Source organism: Rikenella microfusus DSM 15922, assembly GCF_000427365.1.
Taxonomy (GTDB): Bacteria; Bacteroidota; Bacteroidia; order Bacteroidales; family Rikenellaceae; genus Rikenella; species Rikenella microfusus.
Genome location: NZ_KE386488.1, coordinates 1,140,704 through 1,156,952 on the forward strand (window position 1 = coordinate 1,140,704; position 16,249 = coordinate 1,156,952).

Below are 16,249 nucleotides of genomic sequence, written 5' to 3' on the forward strand. Positions count from 1 at the left end.
CTGGATTATGGTTATTGAAAAGAGAGCGTAGCACCGAGGGTGAACTCCCCGGCCTTGAGCATCGAACCCGAGGGTTTCGACCCCAGGATACCGGCATAGCCGAAATTGAACCCCAGCCATTTCTTGCGGAAAAAGAGGATCGTCCCTCCGACTTCGTACGCCAACCCCTTGAGCTGTTCCGCCGTACCTAAGTCCGTCTTCTCGCCGTAGCCCAACCCCGCGTTGAAACGCAGCCATTTCGTGGCCCGCACGAATGTCCCCGCCGCGATTGTCATCCCCGGCCGAACCGTTTCGTAAGTCGTATAGCTGCCGTTCGGGGTATTCGGAGAGTCCCGCGTCAGCGGGATAACTTCTTCTGCGGAAAAACGGTAACGCATATAAGCACCCCAGCGCTTTCCAAAGCCGAAGCCAATGCCATAAAATGCCGATGGCGACCAGATATACTCACCGAAATAAACCTTTTGATGAAGCGCATAGCCCGGACGCTCGATCATCGTACCTTCGACGTAGAACTGTACATCACCCTCGATCGGTTGGTTCCCGTTCTCGGCAAAGCAGTCCCAGACGATCGTTTTCAGGCCGCTCGTCTCGACGCGGCCCAAGTCGCCACTGACATTCAGGGTCAGCGGGCGTAATGGCTGGTCGTTGAGCTTCATGGACAGGGTTACTCCCTTGAGGTAATGGTAGGCCGGAATAGAGGCCTGATAAGTGACGTATATCTTGTCGTTACGCAGGACGAACGACACATTCGATATCTGGGCCGAGACCCGAAAACCCGCGCCCAATATCAGCAATAGAATCAGTAGAAATTTTCGCATAAGTTTCATCATCGCATTAGTTTCCAGACAGCCTCCAGTCGTTCCACATCTCCTGCGCCTCGGGACTCACCAATATGTCCGGCGTCTGTGCCGCATTGTTCTCCCGCAAGGAATAGTGCGCCACCTCTGAGATCAGGTAGTCGCCCAGCTCGCGATACGTCGCCTGGCCCTTGCTCTCCTTGAGCTTGCGCAACAGGAAATAGGTGAACATCCCGTGTTGCTTGTCCGCATAGGCGTGTGCCGATTGGTTGCTCTTGGCCGCCGCAAAGACCACCGTGTTGCCTGCGATCAGGTCGCGGTTCGGCTCGATCTTCACCGCACGAGCTGCCAGCAGCTGTTCGCCGCGGGCCCCGCCGCTGAAACAGGCGTCTAAAAAGACCGTCACTCGCGCCGCGCCGCTGCGCGACAGCCTGTTGTACACATCCGCCGAGCGAATCCCCTGCCGCACCTGCGTCCCCGGCACATCGACCGGCATCAGGTAGCCGTCCTTGCGGTCGTCACACAACCCATGACCGGCATAATAGAAGACGATTTCAGCCGGTTGTTTCTCGCGATCCGGATACGTTTCGGCCAGTCCGGCGATCCGCTCTACCGCATTCTCCATCGCCGCCCGCGTGGCATCCTGCAACAGGATGATGTTTTCCGGCCTCACCCCACAAGTTTGCGTCAGGTAGTCCCTGAAAACCGAGGCATCGGCCCGGGCAAACGGTACGTCCACCTCGCGGCTGTACTCTCCGTATCGCTCGTTACCGATCACCAGAGCAAAGAGATTCGGCTGTTGCCGTCGGGTCTGCGGGATGTCCAGATCAACGTCCGAGTAGAGCGACTTGCCGCCCATCTGCACCGCCGATGCCGCCGCGCCGGTGATCACCATCGGCTCGCTGCGGGCCAGCGACCGGGCCAGATCCACCGTCGCGGTCGTTCCCTGGGCATAGCGCCCATAGCTCTCGCTCAGCGATACGGTGATCGGGACGCTGGAGGCGGTGTACTTCTGGTTGGTGAAGAATGGGAATTCGACGATCCGCTGCTCGCCGGGAGCTAACGTACCGACCGTAAAGTCAGTCTTATCTCCCGGGAAGATATTCTCGGGCAGCGTGAATCGCGCCGTAACAGCTGTAGCGGGCGATTCACCCCGATTTTCGATCAGCATCTGGAGCGTAATCACTTCGCCACTCTTGGGTACCCCACCGTTCCGGTTCGAGAACCGGGTCTGAGCCACCAGCACCTGCGGCGGCCGGAAGGCGTAGGTCTCGATTTGTAGCATTTGAGGTGAAGGGATAAATCCGTTCCCTTCGGTTGCCGCGATCGTCACGGTTAGCGTGCCGTCCTGCAACTCCTCCGAGGCATATCCTCGCTGCGTAATCCGCAGGGTATCACCGGCGTTGAGCGCCCGAATGTCGGCAGGCTCAGGAATCGAAATGCCGCCAATCGTCGGAGGGACCGTAATCCGAGGTCGAATCTGATAAGCTGTTCCCTGCCCGGTGTTGCATAGGGTGTAGCCGATCGTAAACGATTCGCGGGCGTCGATTTTTCGGTTGCCATTATCATCGGCGAAAGAGATATTGCGAATTTCAAGTTGTGCAGGAGCCGTAGGTCGGGGCACGGCCGGGTGCCAGACTACGGATTGCCTGGAGCTCGAGGAGGAGACCCATTGGGCCTGAGCCTGCTTGAATTGCAGGGCAAGTCCCACGCAAAGGGCGGGCAGGAGATAGTATAATTGCTTCATAGTTTTTCGATTTCTACCGGTCGGAGACGATCCGCACCGGCACGGTGACAATTTGGCGTACGGCGGGCTCGAGGCGACTGACCCACTCGCTGACGCTTTCGTAATCGACTTTCGGCGATGTATAGGTCACTCGTCGGCGCGTCTGAACGACGACCAACGTATTGACCTCCTCCGCTGCTTGCAGTTGTCCCAATTCAAGAGTGTATTGAATGGCCCGATTGGTCGGGAACGTCACGGTTTCGCCGCCGGAGAAGAACCGCTCCGGTTCGTAGGCGTTGGGATAGAGCCGCGCTCCACCTCCGCTGTCATCGAACAGGAAGATGTTCAAATAGCAGCCGTCGGTAGGTGTCAGCGCGAAACCGAGCGGTTCGCCGGAACGGTAGCCAACGCCCCGCACACCGGTCACTGCCACTCCGAACGAAGGATCGGCCCGGGTCGTATAGGGTTGAACGACGGCGCGCAGCCGCACGCAATAAGTCGGCATACTGCCGGTGGTGACCAACCGGTCTTCAAGCATCTCGACGCTGACGATACCGCCACGGCTCTCCACGGAGCTGAGGCTGCTCAGTCGTTGCTCCCCGCCGCCGGTAAGTACGCTCTCGGAGGTGAGCACCTCCTCGCCCACGGCCCGCTGCAAGGCCTCTTCCTTGGCCTGTCGAATCGCCCGTGTGCGAGCCTGTTCCGGAGTGATATGCACCACGGGAACCCGAGCCTCACCTAAAGTTTCGATGATTTGGGCCCCGGCGGAAACTGAAAAAACGAGCAGTATCAACAACAGGAGTAACTTGGCCATACCGTCCGGAGTATTTAGTCGAGTTTGTCCATCTCCTGATCGAAGATCTTTTGAAACTCGGCCTGATTGATCTTGGTATTCTCTTTCATCTGCTTCGAAATGCCGCGCCGCAGGGCCTCTTTGGGCATCTCGATAGCGATCCAGTAGGTGTACCTGCCATCTTTGGTGGCGAAGAGTTTTTCGTCGATAACAGTCACCTCGCCGATCAACTGTTTAACAGCTTCGCGAGACTGCTGTTGGAAGGTGCTGGCGTCTTCGATCCCCTCGGAGGTGTTCATCTGGTTGATGTACTGGTCGGTGACGGCTTTCACGGTGGCGTCGAGATTGCCGGCCAAAACCACTTTGGCGTTGTGCAGGGCCATTTTCTTGGCGGTGGACTGGTTGGTGCTGGTGCCGCTCTCGAAGGCGCGGAAATATTTCTTGTCCGTTTCGTATTTACTCCCTTTGAAAGGCAGTTTCACCTCTTTTTGTTTGTTTTTGTTTCCGGCCTGAGCCGCGGGCTGAACGGCAGCAGTAATGACCAACAAGAGTGAGAGAATGGTAAAAAGTTTTTTCATCGGATTGTTTTTTAGTGATTTGTGAGTATTATTTGAGTATTCCCAAGAGTCCTCCGAGGGCGATCAGGATGCCGGAGATGACATTTCCGAGTACGACGCAGACGATGCCGAGAATCAGGTTCAGGACACCGCATAGTTTCGGTGCGAGCAGCCCTTGCAGGATGCCGAGCACGAGGCAGACTCCCGAAAGCGTGGTGGCAATAGCTCCGGCTCCGCCGACAACAGGATTGAACAACAGGAAACCTCCCGCGGTTTGCGCCAACCCGCCGATCAGGCCGAAGACGGCGCCCAAAATAACCAGTAACATGATAATAAAAGGTGTTAATCGTAATAAGCAATCTCACGAATAATCATCGTGGACTCTTTGTTTGCCTGGGTATGAGAAGTCTGGGCATTGTACCCCAATCCACCCTTAGAGACAACGGCTTTTGTCCAGTTACCCTGTTTGTCAAACTCCAAGTATTTCCATTCTTCAGCCATCGTACCTCCACCGTTGAAGCCATTCATCTTCGAGACGATCTGTAACGGTAATCCCTGACTGTTATATGTGTACGTGGAAGATATTTCCATGATACATGTTGGTCCCATATAGCCTTTTATGGTTTTGCGGATCAATCGTCCCGCCGGATTACATGTGTACCCCTCTTCGGCAAAAAGGACACCGTCGGAGTAGGTCTTGATCGACGCCAATCGCCCTTGAGCATCATAGCTGTACTTGGCCACACTGCTCTCTACATTATTTTTCAGGGTGGTTTGCGTTAGTATCTGTCCCCGGTCCCCAACGGTGTATTCGTAGCGTTCGATAGGAGTACCATCGACGACTTTTTGAGTGCGGAGATTTTGCCCGTCGTAATAGTAAGCGCCGGCTTTGTCCCGAACAATCATTCCGAATTCATTGAATCTAACTGTTTTACGCTCTTTCTCGATTTCGCTGGTCGGAGATTCGTTGTACATATTGTACGTGCGAGCCGTGATTACGGAGACTTTGCCTTTCAGAGGCATCGGATGCCCACTCTCTTCATAGCGTTGCCAGTCATTTGGCCGCTGGGCTGTGGCCGTAAGGGTCTGCAAGGATACGCCCAAAAGGGCAAGCGTGTAAAGTGTTTTCATAGTATCAGTAATCGTTAGGTTTGTTAGTCTTCGTTCATCGGCATGCCATCATCAGCAGTAGCAGCGCCGAGGTTTACGCGAGCATACTTACGTTCGTTAAAATGCAAGTCGTCATCTTCGGCTAATAGCAGGGTGTAATTTCGACCAAAATGGACATCGAAGACTACTTGTCCGGTCACTTCCATTTCAGGTGAAAGCTCGTAGGCCTTAAAATTGCTGTGGGTTGTTTTATATTCATTTCCGTTATTATCTTTCAGTTTAAATAAAGTGGAAGAAACATTTTGTGTTTTTCCACTCCGGTTATATACCGTTATGTCAACCACTAAAAAGACACCCAGTGGACGTTCGGTGTCAAACCAGCCTGTACTGATCGATTCCCGGTATGAGATGTCGTGTACTTGGTACAGATAGTTGCCGAATTGAAAAGCCTCCCCCATCCGAAATGTTTTCGGGGGCTCCTCTCGAGGTGCAGGACGAGACGATTTGTGATAAGAAGAAGATGATGTACTCTCCGATCTCGATCCTGAGCTGCTGCACTGGGATTCGATAATCGAGATCATCAGCAAAATACCTAATCCCCAGCCGACAATATTCCAAGATTTCATAGCGACACACATGTTGTATGTGTCCGGTCGGTACCACCCGGAACGGGTGTGTAAAAAAGAGAGTGGTTGAAAAAGAAGAAGGCGTGGTACCGTTGTCAGAATTCCCGAGTAACAGGTACGACCAAGCACCTAAAGCCTAAGGAATACAAAACAACAGCCCACACCTTGCGATGCAGACTCGTTGCTCTGTGGTCTCTTTTGGCTTTGAGTGTTTAGAATTTGGTCGTTTCGTTACTCAAAGAGAGCCGAGCAAGCGTCTTCTCTATATTTTCAGCGTAAATATAGCGTTTTTTCCGCAATCGCAAATATGCAGGCTGTTGAACAGTGGTACAAAGAAAACATTTTGAGCAAATATATCCTGCAAGAAAATTAGTCCAAAACGGTCCATAAACCCGGTAGTCGGAAAATGATTCTATCTTTGTATGGATGAGAATAGTCATTCCCAGCGATATAGAACGTCTGCGGCAGGCTATCGAAAATCACGTTGGCCGCCGGTTGCAGTCGCCGACGGATTTCGATTGGTGCTCGTTGCGGATTGCCGAACAGACAGGTGAACGCATCAGCCCGACGACCCTCAAACGACTGTGGGGTTATCTGAACGAGGGGCACGCACCGCGTCTCTCGACGCTTTCGTCTCTGGCGCGGTTCCTGGGGACGTGCGACTGGGAGGATTGGCTCCGAAAGGAGGACTCCGGATTTATCGTCGAACAAACTTTTACTGCCGCAGAGTTGGTTGCAGGCGATCGGCTTGAACTGACTTGGCGGCCTGACCGGTGGTGTGTCATCGAATATCGGGGCTGCGAGAATTTTGTGGTCCGGGATATTCGCCATGCCAAGCTGCCCGTCGGCGCGCGGTTTCGGGCGACACTCTTTACCGCCGGCCATCCGCTTTACCTCAGCGGGACATTACCTGCGGGCGAGCCTTTTACCTACATTGCCGGGCGCAGTCAAGGGCTCTCCTCGGTGCAAATCATCACAGTATGACTACTCTGGTGACCGATTCGGATATGATCCCCGGGGATATGCGGGGGCAGTTCCCCTCGGGGGATTTTTCCGAGATATTCCCTCTGTCCGAGTTCGAAACACCGGCGGGGATCTACCGGTTTTACAAGGCATTGCGCTATGGGCGTTGGCATTTGCTCAAGGCTCTGCGAACGGACTTGGCCGCCGATCCTTTTTATCGGCAACTGCTGTTCAAGGAGTTCGAGATCGGCTACCGGCTCCAGCATCCGAACATCATTCAGACGCTGGGGCTGGAGCAGGTGCCGGAGGTGGGGCAGGCTATCGTGCTGGAGTATATCGACAGTCAAACGTTGCGCGAAGGGCTGGATGACAGGAAACTCTCCCGGAATCAAGCGGTGCAGATACTGCGCCAGCTCTGCGCGGCACTGGAGTGCCTCCACGCACAACAGATCATCCACCGGGACCTCAAGCCGGAGAATATTCTTCTGACCCGTAACGGCGGTCAGGTAAAGGTGATCGACTTCAGCCTGGCGGATGCGGGTTCGTATGCCGTGTTGAAGGGGGCGGCGGGGACGCGTCATTATGCGGCGCCGGAACAGCAAGTGGCCGATGGGGCGATCGATAATCGTGCGGACATCTATGCGCTGGGGCGAATTATGGAGGATTTCCGGGCTGTGGGGTTAGCTTCGCCTGCGGTGCGTCGGCTTGCCCGCCGGTGCACGGCGCCGGACCGCTCAAAGCGTCCGGCGAGTGCCCAATGGGTCGATGCGAGACTGGAACGTCGCAACAAAAGATGGACTGGATGGGTCGGTTTTGCAGGACTCGCACTATTTTTGAGCGGTCTCTTGTTTATGGGGCCGTTGGGTAAAGATCCGGTAGCGACCCGCGATACGATCGTCAGGCTGGATACGCTCCGCAGATTGGATACGGTGTTGCTGGTCCGGCAGGATACACTGTATCGGATTCGACGTGACACGGTTATCTCAGACTGGTACATCCAGGAGATCGACCGACGGGTAAATGAGCGGCTCGACCGGCTGAAGAGTGATATGCGTCACGAGATGTGGGATCGCTATGAGAATCCGAACCGACAGTCTGTGGGCAATAAATTATACGAAGAATCAGGACTGTTATGAACTTTATGAGTTTGAATGTTTAATTTTTAAGCCTCCGATTCTGCTTGCGGTTTAAAAATCAGGAATCTTTTGTGCTTATAATTTACGATATTTGTTATATTGTTTTCCGATTGAGACTAATATTTCGAAAAACGTAGAGCCTGTCAATCTACAACACTCTATGAATAATACACTTATCGACAATTCCGAGCAAAAATTCATGATGGTCGATACATTGAAAAAGTGTATCGCCGATCCGGAATGTACGACCATCAAAATTGCCACCGGATATTGGGATATCCCGGGGATGACACTGGTATTCGATGAGCTGAAAAGTTTTTTGGAACGAGACGGCACCTCGGTGCAATTACTGATCGGGAGCGATCCAATCGTACGAGCCTATCAATTGCAGCACCCCCGGACGCATGATGCTCGTTTCCCCCAAGATTTCATTCGGCGAGATATCGGAGAACTGCAAGTGGCCGAAGAGTATGTCGCTGTCGTAAAACTACTGATCCGATACTGTACCGACGACAAAGAGAGTCCGAAATTTCATATTCGGATCTACCGACAGGACGAGACGGGAGATGCCCGCTTCCTTCATGCTAAATGTTACATATTCAGAAGTCAGCATAAAAGCATCGGCATTATCGGCAGCAGCAATTTCACGAAACAAGGGTTGGAAGGCAATGCCGAGCTGAATTATCTCGAGACCGACGGTGCCATCGTCACGGCACGCCCTCAGGAGGGAAATGCAAGCAAAGGGCATCTTTGTTGGTTCGATCATCTGTGGGCACAATCCGTCGACTGGAACTTCGAATTTCGGGAAGAGATATTAAAGCCCAGCCCTATCGGTCGAGCCGGATGGGAAGCCATTCGCGTCGAACAAAGCGTCCTCACCCCCTATGAACTCTACATCAAATACCTGCAAGTTCAGTTCGGCGACATTGCCGACCCGTCGACCGACGCTCTATTAAAATCTTATTTACCAGACGGATACGATGCCCTGGAGTACCAATTGGATGCCGTCAAACAATGTTTCTTCATCATGAAGCAACACGGGGGTTTCATTCTGGCAGACGTTGTCGGTTTGGGAAAAACCGTTGTCGGAATCCTGATCGTCCGTAAATTCTTAGCCGAGGCCACCGCGATGAATCGAGGACGAAAAGTGTTGATTGTCACACCGCCTGCCGTCAAAAGCACCTGGCAACAGACGATCGAGACTTTCGATAAAGAAGCTCCCGAACGCATCGCAGACTATGTGGATTTTATAACGACCGGTAGTATCGAGACATTAATACCGAATAACGAAGAGACAAATACTACCCTCCCGGAAGATGTAGCCGATGAATTTGAAGCCCCCTTGCCATACGAGCCCTACGGTTTGATTTTGGTCGATGAGAGCCACAACTTCCGGAATAGCGATACGAAAAAATATCAGGATCTGAATCATCTGATCGGCGTTATTCAGATTCGAACCGGGCGAGTACCTTATGTCGGGTTATTGTCGGCAACCCCTCAGAACAACTCGCCGCAAGACATAAGAAACCAGATTTATCTCTTTCAGCGAGAACCGAATCACAGCACCCTGCCCAATATTCCCGGGGGTCGATTGGATTCGTTCTTTGCCGAGCAACAACGACAATTCCAGGCCAACCGTCCGATCAGCAACACACCCGTCGGACAAGCCGCTTTACAGCAGGTGGCTCGAAATATCCGGATCAATGTACTCAACGATTTAGTCATTCGCCGCACACGCCGAGACATCGCGGCGCACTATGGCGAAGATAGTAAAAAGCTGAAGTTCCCGACGGTCAAAGGGCCCTATAAACTCGAATATCGGATGGATGCCTCGTTATGTCGACTTTTTGCCGAAACGATGAACGCCATTTTACCCGATAACAATCGCATTCAGGATCCGAAAGATTGTTTAGGCTTTTATCGCTATGCCGCTATTATGTTTTTTAAATCCGAAGAACATAAGAAGCTGTACGAAAAACGGAACCTGACGGTCGAGACCATTTCGAAACGACTGGCCCGGATCATGCAAATCCTGTTGGTCAAACGACTCGAAAGCAGTTTCACGGCTTTCAGACGTTCGCTACATAATCTACAACGGTATACGCAGAATATGATCGACATGCTCGAGGCCGACTGTGTATTCATCTGTCCGGATATCGATGTCAATGCTGAGTTCGCCAAAGCTCCGGACTTCGAAACGGCCTGTCGGAACATTCGCACAAAGATCGCTCAAAAGAAGGGGAAAAGTCGACAATTCAGACGCTCCGACCTGCACGAGGAATATTTCAGCCTGCTGCTGCAAGATAAAAAACGGATCGACCGACTGTGCGCCCTGTGGGACCGCAACGACTTCGACCCCAAATTAGATGCCTTTAAGGAGCACCTGCAATCCGAATTGTTCAATCCCCGGATCAATAATCCCGGCGGATACGACCGGCCCAAACTGGTCATCTTTACCGAAGCGCTGGATACACTCGACTCCTTGGCCCGACACATCGAGAGCAAAGGTTATCGGGTGCTGAAAGTTTCGGCGGCCAACCGCGACGAGTTACAACAGGAGATCAAAGCCAATTTCGATGCGAATGCCACCGTTCGACGCGACGACTACGATGTCATCGTCACCACCGAAGTGCTTGCCGAGGGAGTCAATCTGCATCGGGCGAATGTCATTCTCAACTACGACACTCCGTGGAACGCCACGCGACTGATGCAACGGATCGGACGGGTTAATCGAATCGGATCGAAAGAAGAATTTGTCCACGTCTTCAATTTCTATCCGACGGTACAAGGTAATGAACAGATCCGGCTGATCGAAAATGCCTATGCCAAGTTACAGGCCTTCCACACCATGTTCGGCGAAGACAATCGTGTATTTAGCGAACTGGAACAACTCTCGGAGGCCGACTTCAACAACCTGATGGAAGACGAAGAGTCGCCGTTCAGTACGTATATCGCCGATCTGAAAACATTCCAAAAAGACCATCCGGAACGCTATAAGGAACTCATGGACTTGGAATTCCGGGAACTCGGAGGACAAATCCGAGGACAACAGGACGGAGTGGGTTGGGTGGCTGTGAAGACCGAACAACGCGGCCTGTTGAATATCAAAATTCCACCCTCCGGAAAACCGGAAACAGTTTCTTCTCTGGATTTTATGGCCTGCCTGCGCTGTCCTGACGATGCTGTATTCGAAGCACCTGTTGCACAGGATAATTTCTCCCGGTTGAAACAAGCGGCCATCACGCATTACAACCTGCATGTCACCCGGATGCTGTCGTCACACGACGCAACCAAACAGATGACGATGGCACTGGGGATTATCCAGCAAATCAACAAGCAACTGACGACACAATCGGCCCGAAAAGCATTGCAGGCCGCCAGATATGCCGTTGAACACGGTAATACGACCGTCATGAAAGTACTGTTGCAGTACGATAAAACCTACAATAGCGGACAAGGATCTTTGTTCGGTGCCGATTTTGAGATCGATACCTGGATAGAATCGGCTTTCGGATCCATCGCCGAACAGACGGTCAAACAATACGGAAAGCCATACGTAGCCCTGTTTGAAATACAGTAAGTACGACCATAACCAACCGCAGCCATGAAAGCCCAGCTGAAAAATATTTTTGAAAACGACTTTAGCGGAATCCGGTCGTTTACAACCCAAGTGATTACTCCGATCTTCGGAGCGAGCTATCGAGAATTTCCGGTTGCTGAAGATATATTGAGAGATGCCCGCCAAACGGCTCTGGCCGACAAAGCCAATATCGTAAAAATCCAACGAGTCGGAACCGTGGAACTGCTCAATCCGATTCAGATCTTCGATATCACCTTACGTGACTCGGCCGATCTGACCCGCTCCCGCATCGGCATTCAACGTCTTGTCCGAAGTAACCTGTTCCCCTATTCCCATGCCTTTATGGTCTTCCATTACGAAAACCCTTGCGGTCGCGAATGGCGGTTCTCCTATCTGTTTAAGGAAGATACCGCAGGGCATACGACATCGGCCAAACGTTATACCTATCTGTTCGGATCCAGGCATCACTGTCGTACGGCCGTCGACCGCTTCTCCCTGCTGGCCGATAAGGAACAGGACGACAAGGCGTTACTGGAAGCCTTCTCGGTCGAATCGCTTACCAAAGAGTTCTACCGGGAACTCTTCGACTGGTACCAATGGGCGATCGACGAATCAACCGGAGTCACATTCCCGAACAATACGAAGACCCCGACGGACGACCGCGAACAGATCGAAACGAAAATCATCCGACTGATTACCCGTCTGATGTTCGTCTGGTTTATCAAACAGAAAAACTTGGTACCCGACCGACTCTTCGACCCCGAAGCATTGCAGTCCATCCTTCGCGATTTCGATCCCCGAAGCCGGACGTCCGGAAATTATTACAACGCAATCTTACAGAACCTCTTCTTTGCCACATTAAACCGGGCCATCATGGATGAAGAGGGACAGAAACGGGAATTTGCGAAAGGAAAAAGCAGGGATGTAAAAACCCTGTACCGGTACAACGAACTTTTCGCGCTGACAGAAGACGAAGCGATCGCTCTCTTTGCCGAAGTCCCGTTTCTGAACGGAGGTCTGTTCGAGTGTCTGGACAAGACGCGGACGATCGACGGAGTCGCCTATAATTACGACGGTTTCAGCCGAAACACAGAGACCTTTGCCGACGGTCGTTATCGGCATCGGGCATTTATCCCGAACAACTTGTTTTTCGATCCGGAACGAGGCCTGTTTCCGATTTTGCAACGTTATAACTTCACCATCGAAGAGAGCACCCCTCAAGAACAACAAGTCGCGCTCGATCCGGAACTCCTCGGTAAAGTATTCGAAAATCTACTGGGTGTTTACAACCCGGAGACCCAAGAGACAGCCCGGAATCAAAGCGGTTCGTTCTATACGCCCCGTGAAATCGTGGAATACATGGTCGATGAGAGCCTGATCGCCTATCTGGGCGACACTCCGGAATTACGGACCTTGTTCTCCGAGGATTTTGACCCGACGAAAATCCCGGACTCAAACCGCAAGGAGTGGGCCGCCAAACTGAAAACGGTCAAGATTCTCGATCCGGCCTGCGGCTCCGGCGCATTTCCGATGGGACTGCTCAATCGGATCGTCGACCTGCTGCATAAACTCGATCTCGACGAGGATACGTATCGTTTGAAACTCGAATTGATCGAAAACTGTATCTATGGAGTCGATATACAGAGTATCGCGACACAGATCAGTAAACTGCGTTTTTTTATCTCGTTGATTTGCGACTGCGAAAAAGACCCGACGAAACCGAATTACGGTATTCCCACATTGCCGAATCTGGAAACCAAGTTCGTTTGTGCCGACTCTTTGATCGGCAAAAAGAAAAAAGAACAACAACTGAACTTGTTCGATAACGAAGACATCGATCAAATCAAAAACGAACTGTTGCAAATCCGCCATGACCATTTTCGCGCGGACTCGGCGGCAAAGAAGAAACGTTTGCGGACTCAGGATGAACGATTGCGCGAACAATTGGCCGACCGGTTATCTAACCATTCATTTGATCGGGAAGATGCCCGACAAATAGCCGAATGGAATCCGTATGACCAAAATTCAGTTTCTCCTTTTTTCGATCCGGAATGGATGTTCGGCCTCTCGGACGGATTCGACATCGTGATCGGAAATCCACCTTACATCCCTTTGCAAAATAATAGTGGTTTGTTAGCCAAAAGATATGAACATTGTGCCTATATGACATTTGCCCGAACCGGAGATATATATTGTCTATTCTATGAGCGCGGACTTCAGATGTTAAAAAACAATGGAATTTTGTGCTGTATCACATCGAACAAATGGATGCGAGCCGGATATGGTGAGAAAATAAGAAGTTTCTTTGCCCGTCAGTCCAACCCTAAGTTATTGATTGACTTTGCAGGGATAAAAGTATTTGAAAGCGCTACAGTAGATACCAATATTTTGCTTTGTTCAAAAGAAGAGAATGCAAAGGCAACTTTGTGTGCGATTATGAACAAAACCGGCCATAAAAATTTGAGCCTTTTCGTGCAGCAACAGGGCGTGAGATGCGCGTTTTCCTCCTCTGACTCATGGGTAATACTTTCACCCATCGAGCAAAGCATCAAGCGTAAGATCGAAGCTGTAGGAACGCCATTGAAAGATTGGGACATTCAAATCAACTATGGCATTAAGACCGGATTCAACGATGCTTTTATAATCTCCACAGAAAAGCGAGACGAGATACTGGCGAATTGCCGGACAGAAGAAGAACGGGAACGAACGGCCGAACTTATACGACCGATTCTTCGTGGCAGGGATATCAAAAGGTATGGGTATGAGTGGGCTGATTTGTGGATCATAAACACCTACCACTGACTCCACTGCAACTTCCCACAAATCGATGTGAACGAGTATTCTCTTCTTACAGCTCATTTAGACCGATAGTGACACACAAGCTACACCTATGCTATTCGAGGCGATACCACTAATGATCTCAACAACAGTAACTTATATGGAGGATGAAACGCAAGATAGCATCAGTTATATGGAGGATTTTATGCGGCCAAAAATTATATGGGGTGAAATTTCTGATAAATCCAAATTTGCGTTTGATTTTAGAGGTGAATATATTCCAGAAGCGACAACTTTTTATATGAGAGGAGAAAATATTGAATATCTATTATGTGCTCTCAATTCTTCAATTTCTGAATGGCTATTCTCCAAAGTTGGTACAACTACCGGAGTTGGTACAGTTCGATGGAAAAAATACACCGTGGAACAACTCCTTGTTGGAAAGCCCACAACTTGGGAAATGAATAACTATATGATTTACTTCAATAAATTGAAGAACCAAAATATTACCATTGAGGAATTTGAGAAATATTGTGATGATTTTATGTTTCAAGTCTACAAATTGAATGAAGATGAAATAGATTATATTAGAAACAGAGAGGCTTAAGTCTCTCTGTTTCTAGTTACTCGCTTATCATTTAGTATAAACATCCTTTCCTCTTGCGTCAGTAAATAAGCATCAAATATCTTATCGTCAACAACTTTGTCATCAATAAGACCTGAAATTCTTTGGTAAATTGTATTGGTCAAAGAATCAGAAAAATCAAGTTTCATTAGTGTCTTTTCTAATGTGGTGACATATAGTTGTATCCCTCCTCCTTGAACCTCTGCTTCTGTTGTAAGTTTGAGATACCAATCAAATAATTTACTATTCATGAGACCGACAAACTGAATCAATCTAGATTTATCACCGACCATAATATCAACAGCATTATTACAAATGTATTGCTTTTCATCATAACAAAAGTTGATATTACAACCAATAATTTTCCACATCACTTTTGGCCGCATAAAATCCTCCCAATAACTGATGCTATCTTGCGTTTCAAACCACTTGTTGTTAGTCTTCTTGCGAGCCTTAATCTTTTCGCCATGGATAGTATAGGTTTTGCCTGTCTGTTCCAATCTTTCTTTGCCAAATGAAAGAAGATACTGCTTTAAGGCAGGGTACTGTTCGATGTCGTAGTGGCGTGACGGGAATGTGGCTATGAGGTACTTCTTAGCCCACTCATACCCATACCTTTTGATATCCCTGCCACGAAGAATCGGTCGTATAAGTTCGGCCGTTCGTTCCCGTTCTTCTTCTGTCCGGCAATTCGCCAGTATCTCGTCTCGCTTTTCTGTGGAGATTATAAAAGCATCGTTGAATCCGGTCTTAATGCCATAGTTGATTTGAATGTCCCAATCTTTCAATGGCGTTCCTACAGCTTCGATCTTACGCTTGATGCTTTGCTCGATGGGTGAAAGTATTACCCATGAGTCAGAGGAGGAAAACGCGCATCTCACGCCCTGTTGCTGCACGAAAAGGCTCGTTATTTTTCTTCCAAAATATTTTTTATGAATCGAGCTAAAGTATTTCGATCTACTTTACAGATTTTGGCAATCTTTCGTTGAGACATCCCCGTATTAAGTAATTCGCGGATTAAGGTAGTTTTTGGAAAAAGTTTGTATTTCTCAAGGCTACTTTTTCGCCCTTTGGGTCGGCCCAATACGACACCCTCAGCCTTTTTTCTGGCCAAAGCCTCGCGGGTACGCTGCGAGATCAAGTTACGCTCGATCTCGGCCGACAAACCGAAAGCAAAAGCCAAAACCTTACTTTGGATATCTTCTCCTAAACGATAGTTGTCTTTGATCGTCCATACGCGACACTCCTTAGTCATACAGATATTCAGAATTTCCATGATCATAAAGAGATTACGCCCCAGACGGGAAAGTTCGGCACAAATGATGAGATCGTTTTTCTCCACTCGTTTCAATAAACGCCCTAATTCCCGCTTATTATAGGACTTTGTTCCACTGATCGTCTCCTCGATCCAGCCATCGATGCGTATGTCTTGCCGTTCGCAAAAATTGTTGATCTCAAATCGTTGATTCTCGACAGTCTGTTTGTCGCTGCTTACTCGAATGTATCCGTAAACCATTTTTGAGGTTTAACATAAGAAAGAATCATGAATTATCGAACA

At 50.0% G+C, this 16,249-nt stretch carries 14 protein-coding genes; 5 read left to right on the forward strand and 9 right to left on the reverse strand.

Going from position 1 to position 16,249, the window contains the following annotated elements; translation table 11 throughout:
• Positions 1–11: 11 nt before the first annotated feature.
• The 7 genes from RIKMI_RS15025 to RIKMI_RS0105875 are packed head-to-tail and all read right to left on the reverse strand — an operon-like array spanning position 12 to position 5,609.
• Positions 12–818: a hypothetical protein gene (locus tag RIKMI_RS15025; RefSeq protein ID WP_169715498.1), complete on the reverse strand. Its 807-nt coding sequence runs from the start codon at positions 816–818 to the stop codon at positions 12–14.
• A gap of 16 nt (positions 819–834) precedes the next feature.
• Positions 835–2,544, reverse strand: coding sequence for a caspase family protein (locus RIKMI_RS13190; RefSeq protein ID WP_037291590.1), 1,710 nt, complete (start codon positions 2,542–2,544; stop codon positions 835–837).
• 13 nt (positions 2,545–2,557) lie between these two features.
• Positions 2,558–3,337, reverse strand: a complete 780-nt coding sequence (locus RIKMI_RS0105855) for a DUF4384 domain-containing protein (RefSeq protein ID WP_027290839.1) — start codon at positions 3,335–3,337, stop codon at positions 2,558–2,560.
• Between the two features lie 14 nt (positions 3,338–3,351).
• Positions 3,352–3,894: a hypothetical protein gene (locus tag RIKMI_RS14280; protein WP_051214378.1), complete on the reverse strand. Its 543-nt coding sequence runs from the start codon at positions 3,892–3,894 to the stop codon at positions 3,352–3,354.
• 28 nt (positions 3,895–3,922) lie between these two features.
• The gene (locus RIKMI_RS0105865; RefSeq protein WP_027290841.1) at positions 3,923–4,201 is read right to left on the reverse strand and encodes a hypothetical protein; all 279 of its coding nucleotides are present in this window, start codon (positions 4,199–4,201) and stop codon (positions 3,923–3,925) included.
• 14 nt (positions 4,202–4,215) lie between these two features.
• Positions 4,216–5,004 (reverse strand): hypothetical protein, encoded by a 789-nt coding sequence (locus RIKMI_RS0105870; RefSeq protein WP_027290842.1) that lies wholly within the window; start codon positions 5,002–5,004, stop codon positions 4,216–4,218.
• A 23-nt stretch (positions 5,005–5,027) separates the two neighbouring features.
• Positions 5,028–5,609, reverse strand: a complete 582-nt coding sequence (locus RIKMI_RS0105875; protein ID WP_169715499.1) for a DUF4352 domain-containing protein — start codon at positions 5,607–5,609, stop codon at positions 5,028–5,030.
• Positions 5,610–6,035: 426 nt separating this feature from the next.
• Here RIKMI_RS0105875 and RIKMI_RS0105885 point away from each other — a divergent pair, with 426 nt between their 5' ends.
• The 5 genes from RIKMI_RS0105885 (at position 6,036) to RIKMI_RS15275 (ending at position 14,673) form a co-directional block, all read left to right on the forward strand.
• Positions 6,036–6,593: a hypothetical protein gene (locus RIKMI_RS0105885; protein WP_027290844.1), complete on the forward strand. Its 558-nt coding sequence runs from the start codon at positions 6,036–6,038 to the stop codon at positions 6,591–6,593.
• Positions 6,590–7,708: a serine/threonine-protein kinase gene (locus RIKMI_RS0105890; RefSeq protein WP_084135199.1), complete on the forward strand. Its 1,119-nt coding sequence runs from the start codon at positions 6,590–6,592 to the stop codon at positions 7,706–7,708. Before RIKMI_RS0105885 ends, RIKMI_RS0105890 begins: the two co-directional genes overlap by 4 nt.
• 160 nt (positions 7,709–7,868) lie before the next feature.
• Positions 7,869–11,288, forward strand: coding sequence for a helicase-related protein (locus tag RIKMI_RS13200; protein WP_051214379.1), 3,420 nt, complete (start codon positions 7,869–7,871; stop codon positions 11,286–11,288).
• A gap of 24 nt (positions 11,289–11,312) precedes the next feature.
• Positions 11,313–14,090, forward strand: coding sequence for an Eco57I restriction-modification methylase domain-containing protein (locus RIKMI_RS13205; RefSeq protein ID WP_051214380.1), 2,778 nt, complete (start codon positions 11,313–11,315; stop codon positions 14,088–14,090).
• A gap of 136 nt (positions 14,091–14,226) precedes the next feature.
• The gene (locus RIKMI_RS15275) at positions 14,227–14,673 is read left to right on the forward strand and encodes a TaqI-like C-terminal specificity domain-containing protein (RefSeq protein WP_027290846.1); all 447 of its coding nucleotides are present in this window, start codon (positions 14,227–14,229) and stop codon (positions 14,671–14,673) included.
• On the opposite strand, the gene RIKMI_RS0105910 is transcribed toward RIKMI_RS15275, so the two are convergent.
• Complete coding sequence (locus tag RIKMI_RS0105910) at positions 14,670–15,587, reverse strand: TaqI-like C-terminal specificity domain-containing protein (RefSeq protein WP_027290847.1); 918 nt, start codon at positions 15,585–15,587, stop codon at positions 14,670–14,672. The genes RIKMI_RS15275 and RIKMI_RS0105910 overlap by 4 nt on opposite strands.
• Positions 15,588–15,598: 11 nt before the next feature.
• Positions 15,599–16,207 (reverse strand): master DNA invertase Mpi family serine-type recombinase, encoded by a 609-nt coding sequence (locus RIKMI_RS0105915; RefSeq protein WP_027290848.1) that lies wholly within the window; start codon positions 16,205–16,207, stop codon positions 15,599–15,601.
• Between the last annotated feature and the right edge of the window lie 42 nt (positions 16,208–16,249).

Coding starts and splice junctions, on each gene's coding strand:
- RIKMI_RS14280 (WP_051214378.1), bottom strand. CDS start 3,894: ATGAAAAAACTTTTTACCATTCTCTCACTCTTGTTGGTCATTACTGCT.
- RIKMI_RS0105865 (WP_027290841.1), bottom strand. CDS start 4,201: ATGTTACTGGTTATTTTGGGCGCCGTCTTCGGCCTGATCGGCGGGTTG.
- RIKMI_RS0105915 (WP_027290848.1), bottom strand. CDS start 16,207: ATGGTTTACGGATACATTCGAGTAAGCAGCGACAAACAGACTGTCGAG.
- RIKMI_RS15025 (WP_169715498.1), bottom strand. CDS start 818: ATGCGAAAATTTCTACTGATTCTATTGCTGATATTGGGCGCGGGTTTT.
- RIKMI_RS0105890 (WP_084135199.1), top strand. CDS start 6,590: ATGACTACTCTGGTGACCGATTCGGATATGATCCCCGGGGATATGCGG.
- RIKMI_RS13190 (WP_037291590.1), bottom strand. CDS start 2,544: ATGAAGCAATTATACTATCTCCTGCCCGCCCTTTGCGTGGGACTTGCC.
- RIKMI_RS13205 (WP_051214380.1), top strand. CDS start 11,313: ATGAAAGCCCAGCTGAAAAATATTTTTGAAAACGACTTTAGCGGAATC.
- RIKMI_RS0105875 (WP_169715499.1), bottom strand. CDS start 5,609: ATGAAATCTTGGAATATTGTCGGCTGGGGATTAGGTATTTTGCTGATG.
- RIKMI_RS15275 (WP_027290846.1), top strand. CDS start 14,227: ATGGAGGATGAAACGCAAGATAGCATCAGTTATATGGAGGATTTTATG.
- RIKMI_RS0105855 (WP_027290839.1), bottom strand. CDS start 3,337: ATGGCCAAGTTACTCCTGTTGTTGATACTGCTCGTTTTTTCAGTTTCC.
- RIKMI_RS0105885 (WP_027290844.1), top strand. CDS start 6,036: ATGAGAATAGTCATTCCCAGCGATATAGAACGTCTGCGGCAGGCTATC.
- RIKMI_RS13200 (WP_051214379.1), top strand. CDS start 7,869: ATGAATAATACACTTATCGACAATTCCGAGCAAAAATTCATGATGGTC.
- RIKMI_RS0105870 (WP_027290842.1), bottom strand. CDS start 5,004: ATGAAAACACTTTACACGCTTGCCCTTTTGGGCGTATCCTTGCAGACC.